At 75.1% G+C, this 23,869-nt stretch carries 6 protein-coding genes; 5 read left to right on the forward strand and 1 reads right to left on the reverse strand.

What is annotated here, in order from left to right:
• The first annotated feature begins 29 nt into the window (after positions 1 to 29).
• Together AB0B02_RS26705 and AB0B02_RS26710 are read left to right on the forward strand one after the other, a co-directional pair.
• Positions 30 to 1,592 carry a bifunctional 3-(3-hydroxy-phenyl)propionate/3-hydroxycinnamic acid hydroxylase gene (locus AB0B02_RS26705; RefSeq protein ID WP_357304726.1) on the forward strand — a complete coding sequence of 521 codons (1,563 nt, stop codon included), beginning with the start codon at positions 30 to 32 and terminating at the stop codon, positions 1,590 to 1,592.
• A gap of 30 nt (positions 1,593 to 1,622) precedes the next feature.
• A complete protein-coding gene (locus AB0B02_RS26710; protein ID WP_357304729.1) occupies positions 1,623 to 2,510 on the forward strand; it encodes a methyltransferase domain-containing protein in 888 nt (295 codons plus the stop codon).
• A gap of 52 nt (positions 2,511 to 2,562) precedes the next feature.
• Here AB0B02_RS26710 and AB0B02_RS26715 read toward each other — a convergent pair whose 3' ends face one another.
• On the reverse strand, positions 2,563 to 3,318 hold the full coding sequence (locus AB0B02_RS26715; protein ID WP_281940956.1) for an alpha/beta fold hydrolase: 756 nt from the start codon (positions 3,316 to 3,318) through the stop codon (positions 2,563 to 2,565).
• Positions 3,319 to 3,553: 235 nt separating this feature from the next.
• Here AB0B02_RS26715 and AB0B02_RS26720 point away from each other — a divergent pair, with 235 nt between their 5' ends.
• The 3 genes from AB0B02_RS26720 to AB0B02_RS26730 are packed head-to-tail and all read left to right on the forward strand — an operon-like array spanning position 3,554 to position 23,724.
• Positions 3,554 to 8,986 carry an SDR family NAD(P)-dependent oxidoreductase gene (locus AB0B02_RS26720; RefSeq protein ID WP_357304733.1) on the forward strand — a complete coding sequence of 1,811 codons (5,433 nt, stop codon included), beginning with the start codon at positions 3,554 to 3,556 and terminating at the stop codon, positions 8,984 to 8,986.
• Positions 8,987 to 9,007: 21 nt separating this feature from the next.
• A complete protein-coding gene (locus AB0B02_RS26725) occupies positions 9,008 to 22,846 on the forward strand; it encodes a type I polyketide synthase (RefSeq protein ID WP_357304736.1) in 13,839 nt (4,612 codons plus the stop codon).
• Complete coding sequence (locus tag AB0B02_RS26730) at positions 22,843 to 23,724, forward strand: metallophosphoesterase (RefSeq protein ID WP_281940961.1); 882 nt, start codon at positions 22,843 to 22,845, stop codon at positions 23,722 to 23,724. Before AB0B02_RS26725 ends, AB0B02_RS26730 begins: the two co-directional genes overlap by 4 nt.
• Positions 23,725 to 23,869 lie beyond the last annotated feature (145 nt).

Genomic DNA, 23,869 nt, shown 5'->3' on the forward strand with positions numbered 1-23,869 from the left:
CGGCCCAGGCGGACGAACGAGGGACGGCGATGACCGACGTACTGATCGTGGGCTACGGCCCGGTGGGCCAGGTGGCCGCGATCCTGCTGGCGCAGCGCGGCTTCACGGTGCGGGTGCTGGAGAAGTGGACCACCCCGTACAGCATGCCGCGCGCGGTCTCCTACGACGGCGAGGCCAGCCGGATCCTCGCCGCCTGCGGCGTGGCCGACCGGCTCGGCGACGTGACCGAACTGTCCGGCGAGTACACCTGGAAGAACGGCTTCGGGCGGACGCTGCTGCACGTGCGCGCCGCGCCGGACGGCCCGTCCGGGTGGCCCGACTCCACGTCGTTCTACCAGCCCGGGGTGGAGGAACGACTCGCCGAACGCGGGGCGGAACTGCCCGGCGTGCAGGTGCAGCGGGGCGTCGAGGTGACCGGCCTGACCGACCATAGCGACCGGGTCGAGGTGACCGCCGTGGACGGCGACGGCGGCCCGCACACCTACACCGCGTCCTGGGTGCTCGGCTGCGACGGCGCGAACAGCTTCGTCCGGGGGTGGCTCGGCGCCGGCGTCACCGACCTGGACTTCACCCACGACTGGCTGGTCTGCGACGTGGTGCTGCACACGCCGCGCGAGTTCACCCCGAACAACCTCCAGATCTGCGACCCGGCCCGCCCGCGTACCGCCGTCTCCGCCGGGCCGAACCACCGGCGGTGGGAGTTCATGCGGGTGCCGGGGGAGACCCTGGAGGAGTTCCGCACCGAGGCCAGCGCGTGGCGGCTGCTCGGCCTGTTCGACATCACCCCGGACAACGCCCGGCTGGACCGGTACGGCGTCTACACCACCCAGGCCTGCTCCGCCGACGTGTGGCGGCGCGGCCGGGTGTTCCTGGCCGGCGACGCCGCGCACGTCATGCCGCCGTTCCTCGGGCAGGGCATGAGTTCCGGCTTCCGCGACGTGGTCAACCTGGCGTGGAAGCTCGACCTGGTGCGCCGCGGCCGGGCCGGGGAGGCGCTGCTCGACACGTACCAGGTGGAACGACGCGCGCACGTGCAGCACGCGATCCGGATGTCGATGGACTCCGGGGCGGTGATCTGCGAGACCGACCCCAAGAAGGCCGCCGGCCGGGACTCGGTGATGCTGGCCGCGCTGCGCCGGCGTACCCAGCAGCGGCATGTCCGCTCGCTGCGCGAGGCGATCGTCGACGGGGTGCTGCACCGCGCCGACGACGGCACGCCCACCCCGCGCGCCGGTGAACCCGCGCCGCAGGGCCGGGTGACCGTCGACGGGCGCACCGGCGGCTTCGACGACGTGGTGGGCGTCGGCTTCACGCTGCTCACCCGGGAACCCGCCACGCTCGACGACGACGCGGTCGCGTTCCTCGACGACCTCGGCGCGTACCGGCTGGTCGTGCGGCCGGCCGACGACGGCGCGGCGGCCGGCGACCTGGCCGACCTCGACGGCGTCTACTCGACCTGGCTGGGCGGCGCGGACGCCGCGCTGATCCGGCCGGACTTCTATCTCTTCGGCGTGGCCGCCGGCCCCGACGCCGCCGCCACCCTGGTGGCCGACCTGCGCCGGCAGGTCGCCGCGCCCGCCCTGCATCCCTGACCAACCCCCGCACAGCCCTGAGGAGCTGACATGCTGGAGAACCTCCGCACCCTCGGCCGGGTCATCCGGACCCTGGCCACCAAGGACCCGGTGACCCGGGTCCGCCGGTTCTACGAGATCCAGTCGCCGGACGTCGAGTTCGCGGCCCGCACCTCCCGCTACATGAACGTCGGCTACTGGGAGGAGGGCGTCACCAGCATCGACGTGGCCGGCCAGGCGCTTGCCGACAAGCTCGCCGACGCCGCCGGGTTCAAGCCCGACGACACCGTCGTCGACGTCGGCTTCGGCTACGGCGACCAGGACTTCGCCTGGCTGCGGGACCGCCGGGTGGCGAAGGTGCACGGCATCAACGTGACCCCCCGGCACGTCGAGCACGCCCAGGAGCGGGCCCGCCGCGAGGGCCTCGCCGACCGGGCCGACTTCCAGCTCGGCACCGCCACCGCGCTGCCGTTCCCGGACGCCAGCGTGGACCGCGTGGTGGCGCTGGAGTCGGCGTTCCACTTCCACCCGCGCAGCGCGTTCTTCGCCGAGGCGTTCCGGGTGCTGCGGCCGGGCGGCACCATCGCCACCGCCGACATCATCCCGCTGAGCAACGACACCGCGCGCATGTCGATCAGCTCGGGCCCGCTCAGCTTCGTCAAGTTCAGCCTGCCGGACGAGAACTGGCACGACCGCAGGACCTACGGCGAGCAGCTCGCCGCCGCCGGCTTCGGCGCCGTCGAGGTGCACTCCATCGCGGACCGCACCTGGGAGGGCTGGCGCCGGTTCCAGTCCGTCCGCCCGTCCGACCCGGCGTTCCGGGCCGCCGCCGACGGCAGCGCGGTCAAGGGGATGGCCAACCACTGGCGCGACACCGAGCTGATCAAGAAGGAGCTGGGTCTGCTCGACTACGTCATCGCGGTGGCGCAGAAGCCGTGAACCGCCACGGTCCCCGCCGCCCGGACCGGGCGGCGGGGACCGGCGTGCCGAATCAGCGGACCGCCGCGCCGGTCAACGCCGCCGAGAGGGTACGCAGGATCGCCGGCTGGTGGGACGCCAGGAAGAAGTGCCCGCCCGGGAAGACGTGCAGGTCGAACGCGCCGGTGGTGTGCTCCGACCACGCCCTCGCCTCGTCCACCGTGGTCTTCGGGTCGGCGTCCCCGGTGAACACCGTGACCGGGCAGCTCAGCTTCGGCCCCGGCGCGTACGTGTACGTCTCCGCCGCCCGGTAGTCGCTGCGGATCGCCGGCAACGCGGCACGCAGCATGTCCGGGTCGCCGAGCACCGCCGAGTTGGGGCCGCTGAGCTTCTTCACGTCGGCCAGCAGCCCCTCGTCGTCGAGCAGGTGCACCGTCTCGTGCCGGTGACACGACGGCGCCCGACGGCCGGACGGGAACAGGTGCGCCACCGCTCCACCCTCGGCCTCGACCAGCCGCGCCACCTCGAAGCCCAGCGTCGCACCCATGCTGTGCCCGAAGAACGCCAACGGCCGGTCCCGCCAGGGCCGCAGCACGTCGGCCACCTGCCGGGCCAGCTCACCGATGCTCGGCACGCACGGCTCGTGCCGGCGGTCCTGGCGGCCCGGGTACTGGACGCTGAGCACCTCCACGGCCGGTGACAGCGCCCGGGACACCGGGAAGAAGAAGCTCGCGGAGCCCCCGGCGTGCGGCAGGCACACCAGCCGCGGGGCGCCGTCCGGGGCCGGATGGAACCGGCGAACCCAGAGGCCGTTGTCGTGGTCGGTCATCGTCACGCGGTCCTTCCGGCGGTGGCGCCCGCGACCCGGGCGCCAGGGCGGTCCACCGGACGCTAACCGGGCCGCCGCCGGTCCGGCCACCCCCCCTAGCCCACCGGGCGTACGGGTTAGGGGTTGTCGCAGCTCAGCGCGACGCCATAGCTTCCCCGCAAAGGGGACCCGTGGCTCCCGGATGACGCGTGCGCGCCGGACGACGGCAGGTCCCCGCCGACCGAGGGTCAGGTTGATGGACACCGAAGAGAAGCTCCGGGAGTACCTGAAGAGGGTCACCACCGACCTGCGGCGGACCCGGCAACGGCTCCGCGACGTGGAGGACTCCGCCCGCCAGCCGATCGCCGTGGTCGGCATGGCGTGCCGTTTCCCCGGCGGGATCACCTCGCCGGACGCGCTGTGGGACCTGGTGGCGGCCGGCGGGGACGCGATCGGCCCGTTCCCCGACGACCGGGGCTGGGACCTCGCCACGCTCTACGACCCGCAGCGGGAACGCCCCGGCACGTCCTGCGTCCGCGACGGCGGCTTTCTGACCGACGCCGCCGGCTTCGACCCGGCGTTCTTCGGCGTCTCGCCCCGCGAGGCGCTCGCCATGGACCCGCAGCAGCGGCTGCTGCTGGAGGTGTCCTGGGAGGCGTTCGAAACCGCCGGCGTCGACCCGACCGGGCTGCGCGGCGCACGCGTCGGCGTGTTCGCCGGCCTGACCCACGCCGACTACGCGGCCGGCGCCGCCGACGTGCCCGACGGGGTCGCCGACTACCTGGGGCTGGGCAGCGCCGGCAGCGTCAGCTCCGGCCGGGTGTCGTACGCGTTCGGGTTCGAGGGACCGGCCGTCACCGTCGACACCGCCTGCTCGTCGTCGCTCGTCGCGCTGCACCTGGCCGTGCAGTCGCTGCGCGCCGGCGAATCCGACCTGGCCCTGGCCGGCGGCGTGACAGTGCTGCCGACCCCGTCGATCTTCGTGGACTTCACCCGGCAGAACAACCTGTCCCGGGGCGCCCGCTGCCGGGCGTTCGCCGACGCCGCCGACGGCACCGCGCTCGGCGAGGGCATCGGCGTGCTCCTGGTCGAGCGTCTCGCCGACGCCCAGCGGCTCGGCCACCGGGTCCTCGCCGTGGTGCGCGGGTCGGCGGTGAACCAGGACGGGGCGTCGAACGGGCTGACCGCGCCGAACGGGCCGTCGCAGCAGCGGGTGATCCGGGCCGCGCTCGCCGACGCCCGGTTGTCCGCCGCCGAGGTGGACGTGGTGGAGGCGCACGGCACCGGCACCACGTTGGGTGACCCGATCGAGGCGCAGGCGTTGCTGGCCACGTACGGGCAGGAGCGGGAGACGCCGCTGCTGCTCGGGTCCATCAAGTCGAACATCGGCCACACCCAGACCGCCGCCGGCGTGGCCGGCGTGATCAAGATGGTGCAGGCGATGCGGCACGGCACGGTACCGGCCACGCTGCACGTGGACGCGCCGTCGACCAAGGTGGACTGGACGGCCGGCGCGGTCGAGCTGGCCACGTCCGCGCGCCCCTGGCCGTCCGCCGACCGCCCCCGCCGCGCCGCGGTGTCGTCGTTCAGCATCTCCGGCACCAACGCCCACGTGATCCTGGAAGCGCCCACCCCGGCCGAGGACGAGCCGCCGGCCCTCCTCGACGCGGCGGCGTTGCCGGTGCTGCCGTGGCTGGTGTCGGGGCGGTCGTCGGACGCGCTGGCGGGTCAGGCGGCGCGGCTGCTCGACCACCTGCGCGCGAACGCCGACCTGCCGCCGGCCGACGTCAGCTTCTCGTCGGCGACCACGAGGGCCGCGTTGGCGCACCGGGCGGTGGTGGTCGGCGCGGACCGCGACACGCTGCTGGCCGGCCTGGCCGCGCTGGCCGAGCGCGGTGCGGCTCCCGGTCTGGTGACCGGCGAGGCGTCGTCGGGCCGTCGGGCGGTGGTGTTCACCGGTCAGGGTGCGCAGCGGGCCGGTATGGGTCGGGAGTTGTACGGGGCGTTCCCGGTGTTCGCGGACGCGTTCGATCGGGTGTGCGCGTCGTTCGCGGGCCGGCTGGAGCGGCCGTTGCGGGAGGTGGTGTTCGACGGCGGTGACCTGGTGCACCAGACCGTCTACACGCAGGCGGGCCTGTTCGCGGTGGAGGTGGCGTTGTGGGAGTTGCTGTCGTCGTGGGGCGTGACCGCCGACTACCTGGCGGGGCATTCGATCGGTGAGGTGACCGCCGCCCACGTGGCGGGGGTGTTGTCGCTTGCGGACGCGTGTGCTCTGGTGGCGGCGCGTGGGTCGTTGATGCAGGCGTTGCCGGTCGGTGGCGGGATGTTGGCGGTGGGTGCGTCGGAGGCGCAGGTCCGGGCGTTGGCGGCCGGTGTGGATGTGGCGGCGGTGAACGGTCCGTCGTCGGTGGTGCTGTCCGGCGTGGTCGAGGAGCTGGACCGGGTCGCGGGGGAGTGCACCGCCGCGGGTTGGCGGGTGAAGCGGTTGACTGTCAGTCACGCGTTCCACTCGCGGTTGATGGAGCCGATGCTGGAGGGGTTCCGGGCCGCGATCGCCGGCTTGGACTGGCAGGCCCCGCGTCTGCCGATCGTGTCGAATCTGACCGGCCGGCTTGCCGACCCGGTGGAGATCGCCGGTCCGGACTACTGGGTGCGGCACGTCCGGGAGGCGGTGCGGTTCGCCCACGGGGTGGCCACGCTTCACGAACTGGGTGTGTCCACGTTCCTGGAGGTCGGTCCGGACGCGACGTTGACGGCGATGGCCGCGGACACCCCGGTCGACCGGCCGGTGCACCACATTCCCGCGTTGCGGCGCGACCAGGACGAGGTCACCGCGCTGACCACGGCGGTGGCTCGGTTGCACGTGGTCGGGACGTCGGTGGACTGGGTGGCCTGGTTCACCCGCGACGGGCGCCGTCCGGCCACCGTCGACCTGCCCACCTACGCGTTCCAACACCAGCGGTACTGGATCGACGCCCGCACCGCCGGCCACGACGCCGCCGGCCTGGGCGCCCGCGCCGCCGGTCACCCGCTGCTCGACACCGCGCTCGCCACCGCCGCCGGTGACGTCCGCGTCCACGGCGGCCGGCTGTCCGCGCGTACCCAGCCGTGGCTCGCCGACCACGTCGTGCGCGGCCGGATCGTCGTCCCCGGCACCGCGCTGGTCGAGTTGGCGCTGCACGTCGGCGCGCAGGCCGGCTGCGACACCGTCGAGGAGCTGACGCTCGCCGCGCCGCTCGTCCTGCCCGACGACGGCGCCCGCACGCTCCAACTCCAGCTCGCCGCGCCCGACGAGCACGGCCGACGCCGGATCACCGTCCACTCCCGGCCCGCCGACGACCCGCACGCCGACTGGACCGCCCACGCCGACGGTGTCCTCGCCCCCGGCGCGGGCGAGCCCGCCGAGCCGCTGACCGCCTGGCCACCGCCCGGCGGCGTCGCCGTGCCGGTCGAACCGATCTACACCCGGCTCCGCGAACTCGGCGTCGCCCACGGGCCCACGTTCCGCGGGCTGCGCGCCGCCTGGCGTACGCCCGACGGGGTCTTCGCGGAGGTGGAACTGCCCGACGGCACCGCCACCACCGGATACGCGCTGCACCCGGCGCTGCTCGACGCCGCGCTGCACGTCGTCGGCCTCGCCGACGACCCGGCCGCCGACGACGCCGGCGCCCGGCTGCCCTGGGCCTGGAGCGGCGTCACGCTCACCGCCGAGGGCGCCACCCACCTGCGGGTACGGCTCACCCGCAGCGGCCCGGCCAGCACGCTCACCCTCGCCGACGCGGCCGGCGCACCGGTGGCCCGCATCGACGCCCTGGTGTCCCGACCGCTCGCCGCCGACCAACTCGACCCCGGCACCGCCGACCTGCCCCTCTACGACCTGCGCTGGAACCCGGTGCCGCTGCCGGCCCGACCGGCCACCGGAATCGCGCCGCTCGACCCGGGGACCGGCCTCGCCGGGACCGCCGACGACACCCGGCTGGTGCTCGTCCCCGCCCGCGACACCGCGCCGGACGACCCGCTCGCCGACACCCGCGCCCGGCTCGCCGGCACGCTCACGCTGATCCAGGACTGGCTGGCCGACGACCGGCACGCCGACCGGCGGCTCGTCGTGCTCACCCGGGGCGCGGTACCCGCCGCCGGTGACGTCACCGACCTGGCCGGCGCTGCCGTCTGGGGGCTGGTCCGCGCGGCGCAACTCGAACACCCCGGCCGGTTCGTCCTCGCCGACCTGGCCGGTGACGACGACGCCGACCTGCTCGCCCGCGCGCTCGCCGCCGACGAACCCCAGCTCGCGCTCCGCGACGGCCGGCTGCTCGTCCCGCGCCTCGCCCCGGCCGAACCCGACCCGACCGGGGCCGTGGACCTCGTCCCCGACGGCACCGTGCTGATCACCGGCGCGACCGGCGCGCTCGGCGGCGTCGTCGCCCGGCACCTCGTCACCCACCACAAGATCCGGCACCTGCTGCTGGTCAGCCGACACGGCGCCGACGCCCCCGGCGCGGCCGACCTGCTCGCCGACCTCACCCGCCTCGGCGCGCGGGCCAGCCTCACCGCCGCCGACGTGGCCGACCGCGACCAGCTCGCCGCGCTGCTCGCCGCCGTGCCCGCCGAACATCCGCTCGCCGGCGTGGTGCACGCCGCCGGCGCGCTCGACGACGCCGTGGTCACCGCGCTCACCCCGGACCGCACCGAGACGGCGCTGCGCCCCAAGGCCGACGCCGCCTGGCACCTGCACGACCTCACCCGCCACCTCGACCTGCCCATGTTCGTGTTGTTCTCCTCGATCGCCGGACCGCTCGGCGCACCCGGGCAGGGCAACTACGCGGCGGCCAACGCGTTCCTCGACGGCCTCGCCCACCACCGCCGCGCCACCGGGCTCGCCGCCACGTCACTGGCCTGGGGACCCTGGGCGGAAACCGGCGGCATGACCCGCGACCTGGGCGCCGCCGGCCGGGACCGCCTCACCCGCCAGGGCATCGTCCCGCTCACCACCGACCGGGCGCTGGCGCTGTTCGACGCCAGCCGGCGCGGCCGGCAGCCGCTGCTGCTCCCCGTCCACCTCGACCTGGCGGCGCTGCGGACCCGCACCGGCCGCGACGAGCTGCCGGCACCGCTGCACGGCCTCGCCGGTGGACCCGCGCGCCGCGCCGCCGCGACGACCACCGGCGGCCTCGCCGACCGGCTCGCCGGGGCGTCCGCCGAGGACCGGGCCCGCCTGGTCGCCGAGCTGGTCGCCGGCCAGGTCGCCGACGTGCTCGGGTACGCGTCACCGGCCGCCGTCGGACCCGACCGCTCCTTCACCGAACTCGGCTTCGACTCGCTCACCGCCGTCGACCTGCGCAACCGGCTCACCGCCCGGACCGGGCTCACCCTGCCGGCGACGATGGTCTTCGACCATCCCACCCCGGCGGCGCTGACCGGGCACCTGCTGGGCCGACTCGGACCGGCCGCGACCGCGCCCACCGTCCTCGACGAGCTGGACCGCCTCGAAGCCGCGTTCGCCGCCACTGGAGCCGACGCGCTCGCCGAACTGACCGCCGACGACGAGACCCGTACCGCCGTCGCGGCCCGGCTCCGCGCCCTGCTCGCCCGCTGGGACGGCGACGGCGGCGAGGTGGCCGCCAGCCTCGACGACGCCAGTGACGACGAACTGTTCGACTTCATCGACAGCCGCTTCGGCCGGTCCTGACCCGCGACAGGTGAATACCCGATGGCGAACGAAGCCAAGCTCCGTGAGTACCTCAAGCGCGTCACCGCCGACCTGCACGAGACCAGCGAACGGCTGAGGGCGGCCGACGCCAAGGACCACGAACCGATCGCCATCATCGGGATGAGCTGCCGCTACCCGGGCGGCGTCCGCACCCCCGAGCAGTTGTGGGAGCTGGTCGCCGCCGGCGGCGACGGCATCACCGGCTTCCCCACCGACCGGGGCTGGGACACCGAGCGGGCGTACGACCCGACCGGGGAACGGCGGGGCAGCACGTACGCCCGGGAAGGCGGCTTCCTGCACGACGCCGGGAACTTCGACCCGGAGCTGTTCACCATCTCCCCGTACGAGGCGCTGGCCATGGACCCGCAGCAGCGGCTCATGCTGGAGGCGTCCTGGACGGCGATCGAGGACGCCCGGATCGACCCGCTGTCGCTGCGCGGCAACCGGGTCGGCGTGTTCGCCGGCATGATGTACCACAACTACGCGGCCGGGCTCGACGAGGTGCCCGACACGGTCGACGGGTTCATCGGCGGCGGCACCGCCAGCAGCGTGCTCTCCGGCCGGGTCGCCTACACGCTCGGCCTGGAGGGCCCGGCGCTCACCGTCGACACCGCCTGCTCGTCGTCGCTCGTCGCGCTGCACCTGGCCGTGCAGTCGCTGCGCTCCGGCGAATCCGCGCTGGCCCTCGCGGGCGGCGTCACCGTGATGACCACGCTGGAGACGTTCGTCGACTTCAGCCGGCAACGCGGCCTCGCCCCGGACGGCCGGTGCAAGTCGTTCGCCGACAGCGCCGACGGCACCGGCTGGTCCGAGGGCGTCGGCGTGCTGCTGCTGGAACGCCTCTCCGACGCCCGCCGCCACGGCCACCGCGTCCTCGCCGTGGTACGCGGATCGGCGGTGAACCAGGACGGCGCGTCGAACGGTTTGACCGCGCCGAACGGGCCGGCCCAGCAGCGGGTGATCCGGGCGGCCCTCGCCTCGGCGCGCCTGTCACCGGTCGAGGTGGACGTGGTGGAGGCACACGGCACCGGCACCAAACTGGGTGACCCGATCGAGGCGCAGGCGCTGCTGGCCACGTACGGGCAGGAGCGGGCCGAGCCGTTGCTGCTCGGGTCGGTGAAGTCGAACCTGGGCCACACCCAGGCCGCCGCCGGGGTCGCCGGGATCATCAAGATGGTCCTCGCCATGCGGCACGGACTCGTGCCGCAGACCATCCACGTCGACGCCCCCTCCTCCCACGTCGACTGGTCGGCCGGCGCGGTGGAGCTCGTCACGTCGGCGCGTCAGTGGCCGGCGGTGGACCGGCCGCGTCGGGCGGCGGTGTCGTCGTTCGGCATCTCCGGCACCAACGCCCACGTCATCATCGAGGCCCCGGAACCCGAGCCGTCGCCGGAGACGCCGCCGGCCGGGTTGCCACCGACCACCCCGTGGGTGCTGTCAGCGCGGTCGACGGCGGCCCTCGCCGGCCAGGCCGCACGGCTGGCCGACCACCTGCGGGCGCACGCCGAGCTGCCCCCGGCCGAGGTGGGCTGGTCGCTCGCGACGACCCGCGCCGCCCTGGAACACCGCGCGGTGGTGCTCGGCCCGGACCGCGCGTCGTTGCTCACCGGCCTGTCCGCGCTCGCCAACGGTGCGGCGGCGGCCGGCGTGGTGACCGGCGAGGCGTCGCCGGGCCGGCGGGCCGTGCTGTTCACCGGTCAGGGCGCGCAGCGCGCCGGCATGGGCCGGGAGTTGTACGAGGCGTTTCCGGTCTTCGCGGACGCGTTCGATCGGGTGTGCGCCGGTTTCGAGGGTCGCTTGGGCCGGCCGTTGCGGGACGTGGTGTTCGACGGCGGTGACCTGCTCGATCAGACGGTTCACACGCAGGCGGGCCTGTTCGCGGTGGAGGTGGCGTTGTGGGAGCTGCTCTCCTCGTGGGGCGTGACGGCCGACTTCCTCGGCGGGCATTCGATCGGTGAGGTGACCGCCGCGCATGTGGCGGGTGTGCTGTCGTTGGCGGACGCGTGTGCTCTGGTGGCCGCGCGGGGTGCGTTGATGCAGGCGTTGCCGGCCGGCGGCGGGATGTTGGCGGTGGGCGCGTCGGAACCGCAGGTCCGGGCGTTGGCGTCCGGCGTCGACGTGGCGGCGGTGAACGGGCCGTCGTCGGTGGTGCTCTCCGGCGCGGTCGAGGATCTGGATCGGATCGCGGGGGAGTGCGCCGCCAGGGGTTGGCGGGTGAAGCGGCTCACGGTCAGTCACGCGTTCCATTCGCGGTTGATGGAGCCGATGCTGGACGGGTTCCGGGCCGCGATCAGTGGTGTGGACTGGCAGGCCCCGCGTCTGCCGATCGTGTCGAACCTGACCGGCCGGCTCGCCGACCCCGCCGAGATCGCGGCACCGGACTACTGGGTGCGGCACGTGCGGGAGGCGGTGCGGTTCGCCGACGGGGTGGCCACGTTGCACGAGTTGGGTGTGTCCACGTTCCTGGAGGTGGGCCCGGACGCGACGTTGACGGCGATGGCCGCGGACACCCCGGTCGACCGGCCGATGCACCACATCCCCGCGTTGCGGCGCGACCAGGACGAGGTCACCGCGCTGACCACGGCGGTGGCTCGGTTGCACGTGACCGGCACGTCGGTGGACTGGGCGGCCTGGTTCACCCGCGACGGGCGACGTCCGGCCACCGTCGACCTGCCCACCTACGCGTTCCAACACCAGCGCTACTGGCTCGACGCCCGCACCCGCCACCACGGCGGCGACCCCGGCGACGACACGGCGTTCTGGCAGGTGATCGAGAACGAGGACGTGGACGGCCTCGCCGCCGCGCTCGCCGTCGACCCCGACACGCCGCTCGCCGACGTGCTGCCCGCGCTCTCCGCGTGGCGACGCCGCCGGGAGAGCGAAGCCACGCTCGACTCCTGGCACTACCGGGTCACCTGGCAGCCACTGCCGGACCCCACCGGGCCCGACGCCGGTGACCTGCTTCTCGTCGTACCGGCCGAGGTGGACGAGGCGGGCCGGCGGTGGGTCGACACGCTGACCGGGCCGGGCGTCCGGCTCCTGACCGTGCCGGCCGGTCACGGTCGCGCCGACCTGGCCCGGGAACTCACCGCCTCGCCGCCGGCCGGGACCGTGCTGTCGCTGCTCGGCCTGGCCACCGGCACCCACCCGGACAGCGTCTCCGTGCCCGCCGGGCTCGCCGGCACGGTCACGCTCGCCCAGGCGCTCGGCGACGCCGGCAGCACCGCCCGGCTCTGGGTCGCCACCCGCGACGCCGTCGCCGTCGACCCCACCGACCCGGCCGTCGACCCCGACCAGGCGCTGCTCTGGGGACTCGGCGGCGCACTGCGCGCCGAACACCCGTACCGCTGGGGTGGCCTCGTCGACCTGCCGCCGACGCCCGACCCGCGCGCCGTACCCCGGTTGCGCCGGCTGCTCGGCGGCGAGCCGGCCGAGGACCAGGTGGCGGTACGCGCGGCCGGCGCGTACACCCGACGGCTGGTCCGGGACACCCGACCCGCCGCCGCGCCGCGGAGCTGGACCCCGCGCGGCACCGCGCTCGTCACCGGCGGCACCGGCGCGCTCGGCGCGCACGTCGCCCGGGCCCTCGCCGCCGCCGGCGTCGCGCACCTGCTGCTGATCAGCCGGCGCGGTCCCGACGCGCCCGGCGCGGCCGAGCTGCGCGACGAACTGACCGCCCAGGGCGCCCGCGTCACGATCGCGGCCTGCGACGCCGCCGACCGGGACGCGCTGCGCGACCTCCTCGCCGCCGTCCCCGCCGACGCGCCGCTGCGCACCGTCGTGCACACCGCCGCCGCCCTCGACGACACCGTCACCGACGCGCTCACCGTCGACCGGATGGCCACCGCGCTGCGCGCCAAGGTCGACGCGGCCCGCCACCTCGACGAGCTGACCCGCGACCACGACGTCACCGCGTTCGTGCTCTTCTCCTCCCTCGCCGGCACCATGGCCGGCCCCGGCCAGGGCAACTACGCGCCCGGAAACGCCTGGCTCGACGCGCTCGCCCACCGCCGCCGCGCCGAAGGGCTGCCCGCCACCGCCGTCGCCTGGGGGCTCTGGGCCGACGGCGGCGTCAGCGCCGGCGAGTTCGAACGCCGGATGGCCCGTGGCGGCGTCCGCGCGATGGACCCCGACCGCGCGATCCGCGCGTTCCACCGGGCGCTCGACCGCGACGAGACCCACCTCGTCGTCGCCGACGTCGACTGGGACCGGATCGCCGCCGCCCCCGGCCAGCGACCCGACTCGCTGCTCCGCGACCTGCTCACCACCACCCCCGCCGCCGCCGAGGAGGACCGTTCCGCCGCGCTGCGGCGTCGGCTCGCCGGCCGCACCCCGGCCGAACAGCAGGACGCCCTCGGCGAGCTGGTCCGCAGCGAGATCGCCGCCGTCCTCGGACACGGCGGCGCCGACCAGGTGCCGCACCGGCGCGCGTTCCGGGACCTCGGCTTCACCTCCCTCACCGCCGTCGAGCTGCGCAACCGGCTCGACGCCGCGACCGGACTCACGCTGCCCGCCACGCTGGCGTTCGACCATCCCAACCCCGAGGCCCTCGCCGCCCACCTGCGCGCCGAGCTGGCCGGCGGGCCCGCCGGGACCACCACCACGGCGGTACGCCCGGTCGACGACGACCCGATCGTCATCGTCGGCATGGGCTGCCGCTTCCCCGCCGGGGCCGCCTCCCCGGCGGAGTTCTGGCGGATGCTCGCCGACGGCGTCGACGCCATGACCGACCTGCCGCGCGACCGGCACTGGGACCTGGCCGCGCTGCCGCCGGACGTCACCCGGGGCGCGTTCCTGGACGACGCCAGCGCGTTCGACGCACAGTTCTTCGGCATCTCGCCCCGCGAGGCCGTCGCCATGGACCCGCAGCAGCGGCTGCTGCTGGAAACGTCCTGGGCGGCGATCGAGGACGCCCGGATCGACCCGTCCTCGTTGCGCGGCAGCCGGGTCGGCGTCTTCGCCGGCACCAACGGACAGGACTTCGACCACCTCATCCGGTACGGCGGCGAACACCTCGCCGGTTACGGCGCGACCGGCGCCTCCGCCAGCGTGCTCTCCGGCCGCGTGTCGTACGCGCTCGGCCTCGAAGGGCCGGCGCTGACCGTGGACACCGCCTGCTCGTCGTCGCTGGTCGCGCTGCACCTCGCCGCCCAGTCGCTGCGCGCCGGCGAATGCGACCTGGCGCTCGCCGGTGGGGTGACCGTGATGGCCACCCCCGGCGCGTTCGTCGAGTTCTCCCGGCAGGGCGGGCTCGCCGCCGACGGGCGGTGCCGGTCGTTCGCCGAGGGCGCCGACGGCACCGGCTGGGGTGAGGGCGTCGGTGTGCTGCTGGTGCAACGACTCTCCGACGCCCAGCGGGACGGCCGACGGGTCCTCGCCGTGCTGCGGGGTTCGGCGGTGAACCAGGACGGCGCGTCCAACGGGTTGACCGCCCCCAACGGGCCCGCCCAACAGCGGGTCATCCGGGCCGCGCTCGCCGACGCCCGACTGTCCGCCGCCGAGGTGGACGTGGTGGAGGCGCACGGCACCGGCACGACGCTGGGTGACCCGATCGAGGCGCAGGCGCTGCTGGCCACGTACGGGCAGGAGCGGGCCGAGCCGTTGCTGCTGGGGTCGGTGAAGTCGAACCTGGGACACACCCAGGCCGCTGCCGGCGTCGCCGGGATCATCAAGGCGGTCCTGGCCATGCGGCACGGCGTGGTGCCGGCCACGCTGCACGTGGACGCACCCTCGTCCAAGGTGGACTGGTCGGCCGGGGCGGTGGACCTCGTCACGTCGGCGCGTCCCTGGCCGGTGGTGGACCGGCCGCGCCGCGCGGCGGTGTCCTCGTTCGGCATCTCCGGCACCAACGCCCACGTGATCCTGGAAGCGCCCACGCCGGTCGACGACGCACCCACGCCGGACGCGGTCGCCCCGCTGCCGGTCACGCCGTGGCTGCTGTCGGCCCGTTCGGCCCCGGCGCTCGCCGGGCAGGCGGCCCGGCTGCTCGACCACCTGCGCGAGCACGCCGAGGTGACACCGACCGAGGTCGGCTGGTCGCTGGTCGCCACGCGCGCCGTGTTGGAGCATCGGGCGGCCGTCGTCGCTCCGGACCGGGAGTCGCTGCTCACCGGCCTGTCCGCGGTGGCCGACGGGCATGCCGCCCCGGGTGTGGTGACCGGGGAGGAGCTGTCGGGCCGTCGGGCGGTGTTGTTCACCGGTCAGGGTGCGCAGCGCGCCGGTATGGGTCGGGAGTTGTATGCGGCGTTTCCGGTGTTCGCGGACGCGTTCGATCGGGTGTGCGCCGGGTTCGAGGGTCGCTTGGACCGGCCGGTGCGGGAGGTGGTGTTCGACGGCGGTGAGCTGGTGCACCAGACCGTCTACGCGCAGGCGGGTCTGTTCGCGGTCGAGGTGGCGTTGTGGGAGCTGCTGTCGTCGTGGGGTGTGACGGTTGACCTCCTCGCCGGGCATTCGATCGGTGAGGTGACCGCCGCCCATGTGGCGGGGGTGTTGTCGCTTGCGGACGCGTGTGTGTTGGTGGCGGCGCGTGGGTCGTTGATGCAGGCGTTGCCGACCGGTGGCGGAATGCTGGCGGTGGGCGCGTCGGAGGCCCAGGTCCGGGCGTTGGTGGCCGGTGTGGATGTGGCGGCGGTGAATGGTCCGTCGTCGGTGGTGCTGTCCGGGCCGGTGGAGGATCTGGATCGGGTCGCGGGGGAGTGCGCCGCCGAGGGTTGGCGGGTGAAGCGGTTGACGGTCAGTCACGCGTTCCATTCGCGGTTGATGGAGCCGATGCTGGACGGGTTCCGGGCCGCGATCAGTGGTTTGGACTGGCAGGCCCCGCGTCTGCCGGTCGTGTCGAATCTGACCGGTCGGCTCGCCGATCCGGTGGAGATCGCCGGTCCGGACTACTGGGTGCGGCACGTCCGGGACGCGGTGCGGTTCGCCGACGGCATCTCCATGCTCCACGAGTTGGGTGTGGGCACGTTCCTGGAGGTCGGCCCGGACGCCACGCTGACGGCGATGGCCGCGGACACCCCGGTCGACCGGCCGGTGCACCACATTCCCGCGTTGCGGCGCGACCAGGACGAGGTCACCGCGCTCACCACGGCGGTGGCCCGACTGCACGTGGCCGGGACGTCGGTGGACTGGGCGGCCTGGTTCACCCGCGACGGGCGCCGTCCGGCCACCGTCGACCTGCCCACCTACGCGTTCCAGCGCACCCGGTACTGGCCGGAGACCGCGCCCATCACGCGGACCGGCGGTGGCGACCTCGACGACCGGTTCTGGGCGGCGGTGGAACGGGAGGACCTCACCGGCCTGGGCGACGAGCTACGGCTCAGCGCCGACCAGCCGCTGCGGGACCTGCTGCCGGCGTTGGCCCGTTGGCGGCGGGCAGGACGGGACCGCGCCACCGTCGACTCCTGGCGCTACCGGGTGGAGTGGCGGCCACTGGCCTCCGTACCCCCGACCGGCCTGACCGGGACGTGGCTGGTGTTGACCACGGCCGACCAGGTCGATCACCCGCTGGTCGCCGGCCTGGCCACGCACGGCGCCCACGTCGTGCCGGTGGTGCTCGACGCGCCCACCGATCGGCGGGAGACGGCCGACCGGCTCCGCGCCGCCGCCACCGGCGGCGACGTCGCCGGGGTGCTGACGCTGCTCGACCCGCAGCCCGGGGCGGCACTGGCCACGGTGCAGGCGTTCGCCGACAGCGACGTCACCGGCCGGCTGTGGTGGCTGACCCGGGGCGCGGTCGCGGTGAGCGCCACGGACACCGAAACCGATCCGATCGCGGCGGGGGCCTGGGGGCTCGGCCGCGTGGCGGGGTTGGAGGTGCCGGGCCGTTGGGGTGGTCTGGTGGATCTGCCGGTTGTGCTGGATGACCGGGCGGTGCGGCGGGTGTGTGGCGTGTTGGCCGGTGGTGGTGAGGATCAGGTGGCGGTGCGGTCGTCGGGGGTGTTCGCCCGGCGGTTGGTGCGGGCCACGGATGATCCGGTGCGGCGGGAGTTCCGGTTCTCCGGGACGGTGTTGGTGACCGGTGGTACGGGTGCGTTGGGTGCGCGGGTCGCGCAGTGGGCGGCCGGTACCGGTGCCGAGCATGTGGTGTTGACGAGCCGGCGTGGGCCGGACGCGCCGGGTGCGGCGGAGTTGGTCGAGCGTCTGGGTGCCGGTGGGGTACGGGTGACGGTGGCGGCGTGTGACGTGGCCGACCGGGCCGCGCTGGCCGGGCTGCTCGACGGCCTGGCCGCCGAGCCGGTTCGCGCCGTCGTGCACGCCGCCGGCGCACCGCAGTTCACCCCGCTTGTCGACGTCACCGCCGACGAGCTGCGCGACGTGCTGCGCGCCAAGGTCGACGGCGCGGCGAACCTGGACGCGTTGCTGCCGGACGTGGACGCGTTCGTGGTGTTCTCCTCCATCGCCGGGGTGTGGGGCTCCGCCGGGCAGGCCGGCTACGCCGCCGCGAACGCGTATCTCGACGGGCTCGTCGCCCGGCGACGTGCTCGTGGCGCGGCCGGCACCGCCGTGGCGTGGGGACCGTGGGCCGGTGGCGGCATGGCGGAAGGCGGCGAGGCGCGGGAGCACCTGGCCCGACGCGGCCTGCCCGCGCTCGACCCGGACCTGGCGGTGACCGCCCTTCAGGCCGCGCTCGACCGGGACGACAGCGCGGTGGTCGTCGCCGACGTCGACTGGGAGCGGTTCGCCGCCGCGTTCACCGCGCTGCGCCCCAGCCCGCTGCTCGACGAACTCCCCGAGGCCCGGCCCGCCCAGGCCACCCCCGGCGAGGGCCCGTCCCCGCTCGCCCGCCGGCTCGCCACGCTCACCCCCGCCGAACGCGCCGGCCACCTGCTCGACCTGGTCCGGACCCAGGCCGCGGCGGTGCTCGGCCATCCGGCCGCCGACGCGGTGGCCGCGGACCGGGCGTTCCAGCAGCAGGGCTTCGACTCGCTCACCGCCGTCGAGCTGCGGAACCGGCTCACCGCCGAGACCGGCCTGACGCTGCCGAGCACGCTCGTCTTCGACCAGCCGACCCCGGCCGCCCTGGCCGCGTACCTGGCCGCCACGCTGACCGGGGAGCCGGCGGACACCGAGACGCCCGGCGCCACCGTCGCGGTCGACGGTGACCCGATCGTCGTCGTCGGCATGGCGTGCCGCCTCCCCGGCGGCGTGACCGGCCCGGACGAACTGTGGGAGCTGCTCGCCGCCGGACGGGACGGCATCGCCGACTTCCCGCTCGACCGGGGCTGGGACCGGTTCCTCGCCGGCCGCCTCTCCGACACCTCGTTCCCCCGGCAGGGCGGGTTCGTCTACGACGCGGCGGCGTTCGACGCCGACTTCTTCGGCATCTCCCCCCGCGAGGCCCTCGCGATGGACCCCCAGCAGCGGCTGCTGCTGGAGACGTCGTGGGAGGCGGTCGAGTCGGCCGGCATCGACCCGGCCCGGCTGCGCGGGGAACGCGTCGGCGTCTTCGCCGGCGCCAGCTTCCAGGGGTACGCCTCGACCGCGATGGGCCGCGACCAGGACGTCGGCGGGCACCTGCTCACCGGCACCGCCACCAGCGTGCTGTCCGGCCGGGTGGCGTACGCGCTCGGCCTCGAAGGCCCGGCGGTGACCGTGGACTCGGCCTGCTCGTCGTCGCTTGTCGCGCTGCACCTGGCCGCCCAGTCGCTGCGCAGCGGGGAGTGCACGCTGGCGCTGGCCGGCGGCGTGACCGTGATGGCCTCGCCGGCCACCTTCGTCGAGTTCTCCCGGCAGGGCGGGCTCGCCCCGGACGGGCGGTGCCGGTCGTTCGCCGAGGGCGCCGACGGCACCGGCTGGGGTGAGGGCGTCGGCGTGCTGCTGGTGCAACGACTCTCCGACGCCCAGCGCGACGGCCGACGGATCCTCGCCGTGCTGCGCGGCTCGGCGGTCAACTCCGACGGCGCCTCGAACGGGCTCACCGCGCCGAACGGGCCCGCCCAGCAGCGCGTCATCCGGGCCGCGCTCGCCTCGGCGCGCCTCACCACCGCCGACGTGGACATGGTGGAGGCGCACGGCACCGGCACCACGCTCGGCGACCCGATCGAGGCGCAGGCGTTGCTCGCCACGTACGGGCAGGACCGCACCGAACCACTGCTGTTGGGCTCGATCAAGTCCAACATCGGGCACATCCAGGCGGCGGCCGGCGCGGCAAGCGTCATCAAGGCGGTCCTCGCCCTGCGGCACGGCGTGGTGCCGGCCACGCTGCACGTCGACCGACCGTCGTCGAAGGTGGACTGGTCGGCCGGTGCGGTGGACCTCGTCACGTCGGCGCGTCAGTGGCCGGCGGTGGCCCGGCCGCGCCGCGCGGCGGTGTCGTCGTTCGGCATCTCCGGCACCAACGCGCACGTGATCCTTGAGGAGCCACCGTCGGTCGAGGCCGAGCAGGCTCGTGCCACCGTCGCGGTGCCGGTCGTGCCGTGGCTGGTGTCGGGCCGCTCGGCGGAGGCCCTGACGGGCCAGGCGGTCCGATTGCGCGACCACCTGCGGCGGCACCCCGAGGTGTCGCCGGTCGAGGTCGGCTTCTCGTTGGCGACCGCACGGGCCGGGTTGACGCACCGGGCGGCGGTGGTCGGTGCGGACCGGGACGCGCTGCTGGCCGGCCTGTCGGCCGTCGCGGAGGATGCGTCCGCGCCCGGCGTGGCGACCGGCGAGGCGTCGTCCGGGCGTCGGGCGGTGTTGTTCACCGGTCAGGGTGCGCAGCGGGCCGGTATGGGTCGGGAGTTGTACGGGGCGTTTCCGGTGTTCGCGGATGCGTTCGATCGGGTGTGTGGCGGGTTCGAGGGTCGGCTGGATCGGCCGGTGCGGGAGATTGTGTTCGACGGCGGTGAGCTGTTGCACCAGACGGTCTACACGCAGGCCGGGTTGTTCGCGGTGGAGGTGGCGTTGTGGGAGCTGCTGTCGTCGTGGGGGGTGGCCGCCGACTACGTGGCGGGGCATTCGATCGGTGAGGTGACGGCCGCTCATGTGGCGGGTGTGTTGTCGTTGGCGGATGCGTGTGTGTTGGTGGCGGCGCGTGGGTCGTTGATGCAGGGATTGCCGGCCGGTGGCGGGATGTTGGCGGTGGGCGCGTCGGAGTCCCAGATCCGGAAGCTGCTGGCGTCCGGCGGCGGCGGTGCGGAGTCGGGAGTCGGCCTGGGGGCGGTTCCTGGTTTCGGTGTGGATGTGGCGGCGGTGAACGGGCCGTCGTCGGTGGTCCTCTCCGGCGCGGTCGAGGATCTGGACCGGGTCGCGGGGGAGTGCGCCGCCAGGGGTTGGCGGGTGAAGCGGCTCACGGTCAGTCACGCGTTCCACTCGCGGTTGATGGAGCCGATGCTGGACGGGTTCCGGGCCGCGATCAGTGGTGTGGACTGGCAGGCCCCGCGTCTGCCGATCGTGTCGAACCTGACCGGCCGGCTCGCCGACCCCGCCGAGATCGCGGGTCCGGACTACTGGGTGCGGCACGTCCGGGAGGCGGTGCGGTTCGCCGACGGGGTGGCCACGCTCCACGAACTGGGCGTGTCCACGTTCCTGGAGGTGGGTCCGGACGCGACGTTGACGGCGATGGCCGCCGACACCCCGGTCGACCGGCCGGTCCATCACATCCCCGCACTGCGGCGGGACCAGGACGAGGTCACCGCGCTGACCACGGCGGTGGCTCGGCTGCACGTGGCCGGCACACCTGTGGACTGGGCGGCCTGGTTCACCCGCGACGGGCGGCGTCCGGCCATCGTCGACCTGCCCACCTACGCGTTCCAGCGCACCCGGTACTGGCTCTCCGAGGAAGACACCCCGCAACCGTCGCCGGGCGGAAGCGGCGAGACGGACGCCGAGTTCTGGGCCGCCGTCGAACAGGCCGACCTCACCGCCCTCGACCCGGAGTTCCGCACCGAGCGGCCGGTCGCCGAACTGCTGCCGGCACTCGCCCGGTGGCGGACCGCCGGCCGGCGACGCGCCACCGCCGACTCGTGGCGCTACCGGGTCGACTGGTCGGGCGTACCCGAGCCGACCGCGACGCTGACCGGGACGTGGCTGCTGCTGATGCCGTACGCCGGCATCGACGACGCGCTGGTCGCGGCCCTGACCGACGGGATGACCTCGGCCGGCGCGAGCGTACGGCCGGTCCGGCTGGACGGGCCGGACGACGACCGGGAACTGCTCGCCAAGGCGCTGCGCGACGCCGACCCGGCCGCCGGGATGGTGTCGCTGCTCGCGCTCGGCGGCGCCGGTGCCGGCGCGGCACTGGCCACCGTGCAGGCCGCCACGGAGGCCGGCTTCTCCGGTCCGGTGTGGTGGGTGACGCGGGGTGCGGTGGCGGTGGGTGCCACGGACGGGCCGGTTGATCCGGTCGCGGCGGGGACCTGGGGGCTCGGCCGGGTGGCGGGGTTGGAGGAGCCGGGCCGTTGGGGTGGTCTGGTGGATCTGCCGGCTGTGCTGGATGACCGGGCGGTGCGTCGGGTGTGTGGCGTGTTGGCCGGTGGTGGTGAGGATCAGGTGGCGGTGCGGTCGTCGGGAGTCTTTGCCCGGCGGTTGGTGCGGGCTTCTGGTGATGCGGTGCGGCGGGAGTTCCGGTTCTCCGGGACGGTGTTGGTGACCGGTGGTACGGGTGCGTTGGGTGCGCGGGTCGCGCAGTGGGCGGCCGGCAGCGGTGCGGAGCATGTGGTGTTGACGAGCCGGCGTGGGCCGGACGCGCCGGGTGCGGCGGAGTTGGTCGAGCGTCTGGGTGCCGGTGGGGTGCGGGTGACGGTGGTGGCGTGTGACGTGGCCGACCGGGCCGGGCTGGCCGGACTGCTCGACGGGCTGGCCGCCGAACCGGTCCGCGCCGTCGTGCACGCCGCCGGCGCCGCCCAGGCCACCCCGCTCGCCGCGATGACCGGCGCGGAACTCGCCGACGTGCTGCGCGCCAAGGTCGACGGCGCGGCGAACCTGGACGCGCTGCTGCCGGACGTGGACGCGTTCGTGGTGTTCTCCTCCATCGCCGGCGTGTGGGGCTCCGCCGGGCAGGCCGGCTACGCCGCCGCGAACGCGTACCTCGACGGGCTCGTCGCCCGGCGACGTGCCCGCGGCGCGGCCGGCACCGCCGTGGCCTGGGGACCGTGGGCCGGCGCCGGCATGGCCCAGGGCGAACAGCGGGACCAGCTCGCCCGACGCGGCCTGCCCGCGCTCGACCCGGACCTCGCGGTGACCGCCCTCCAGGGCGCGCTCGACCGGGACGACACCGCCGTGGTCGTCGCCGACGTCGACTGGGAGCGGTTCGCCGCCTCGTTCACCGCCCGCCGGCCCAGCCCGCTGCTCACCGGCATTCCGGAGGCCACCGCCGACCGCGCCGGCACCCCGGCGACCGACGCGGACGCCCCGGCGGCGCTGCGCGACCGCCTCGCCGCCGCCGGCCCGACCGAACGGGACCGGATCCTGCTCGACCTGGTACGCGCCGAAGCCGCCACCGTGCTCGGACACCGCACCCCGGCCACGGTCCGGGCCGGACGCGGTTTCCTGGACCTCGGCTTCGACTCGCTCACCGCGGTCGAGCTGCGCAACCGGCTCACCGCCGCAACCGGCCTGGCGCTGCCCACCACGCTGGTCTTCGACCACCCCACCCCGGCCGCGCTCGCCGAGCACCTGGGCCGGGAACTGCGGCCCGGGGCGGACGGCGTCACCGCCGAGATCGACCGCCTGGCACGGCTGCTCGACGCGGTGCCGGACGAGCGGCGTGACGCGCAGGTCACCCAGCGGCTGGAGGAGCTGCTGTCCCGCTGGCGGGGTGACGCCGCGCCGCCGGCCGCCGCCCCGGTCGCCGACGACCTGGCCGACGCCGGTGAGGACGACATCTTCGCCATCATCCAGCGAGAGTTCGGCAAGTCGTGACCGGTGCCGGAGCTAGGGGTGCGGACAGGGCTAGGGGTGGCCGGCTGCTCGCCATCAGCGACCTGCACGTCGGGTACGCCGAGAACCGTGAGCTGGTCGAGCGGCTGCGCCCCGACGGCGACGACGACTGGCTGATCGTCGCCGGGGACGTCGGCGAGTACCTGCACGACGTCGAATGGGCGCTCGGCCTGCTCGCCCGGCGCTTCGCCCGGGTGGTGTGGGCGCCCGGCAACCACGAGCTGTGGACGCCCCGCGACGACCCGGTGCAGTTGCGCGGCGAGGCCCGCTACCGGCACCTGGTGGCGCTGTGCCGGCGGCTCGGCGTGCTCACGCCCGAGGATCCCTACCCGGTGTGGGACGCCGACGGCGACCCGGTGCTGGTGGTGCCGCTGTTCGTCGGGTACGACCACTCGTGGCGGCCACCGGGCACCTACAACCGGGCCCAGGCGCTGGCGTTGGCGTACGAGACCGGGGTGGTGTGCACGGACGAGATCCTGCTGCACCCGGACCCGTACCCGAGCCGGGACGCGTGGTGCCGGGCCCGGGTCATCCGCACCGAACGGCGGCTGGACGCCGAGCGCAACGGCCTGCCCACCGTGCTGGTCAACCACTACCCGCTGGTCCGCGAGCCGACCCGGATCCTGCGCCACCCCGAGTTCGCCCAGTGGTGCGGCACCGACCTCACCGCCGACTGGCACCTGCACTACGACGCCCGCGTCGCCGTCTACGGGCACCTGCACATTCCGCGCAGCACCCGCTACGACGGCGTCCGCTTCGAGGAGGTGTCCGTCGGCTATCCCCGCGAGTGGCGTCGCCGCGCCACCCCGGCGGGCCGGCCCCGGGCCATCCTCCCGGCGCTCGCCGGGCAGCTCCGCTGACGGTCCGTCGGCCCGGCTCGGACACCTGCCGGGGACGGTGAATGAGGGGTCCGTAGGGGTTGGGTCGCAGGTCAGCGCTCAGTAGCGTCCACTCACGGTGACGGGCCGGGTGCCGGCGTACCCCCGTGTGCCGCACCGGCGGCTA

This window comes from Micromonospora sp. NPDC049240 (genome assembly GCF_040647835.1).
In the GTDB taxonomy this organism is placed as follows: Bacteria; Actinomycetota; Actinomycetes; order Mycobacteriales; family Micromonosporaceae; genus Micromonospora.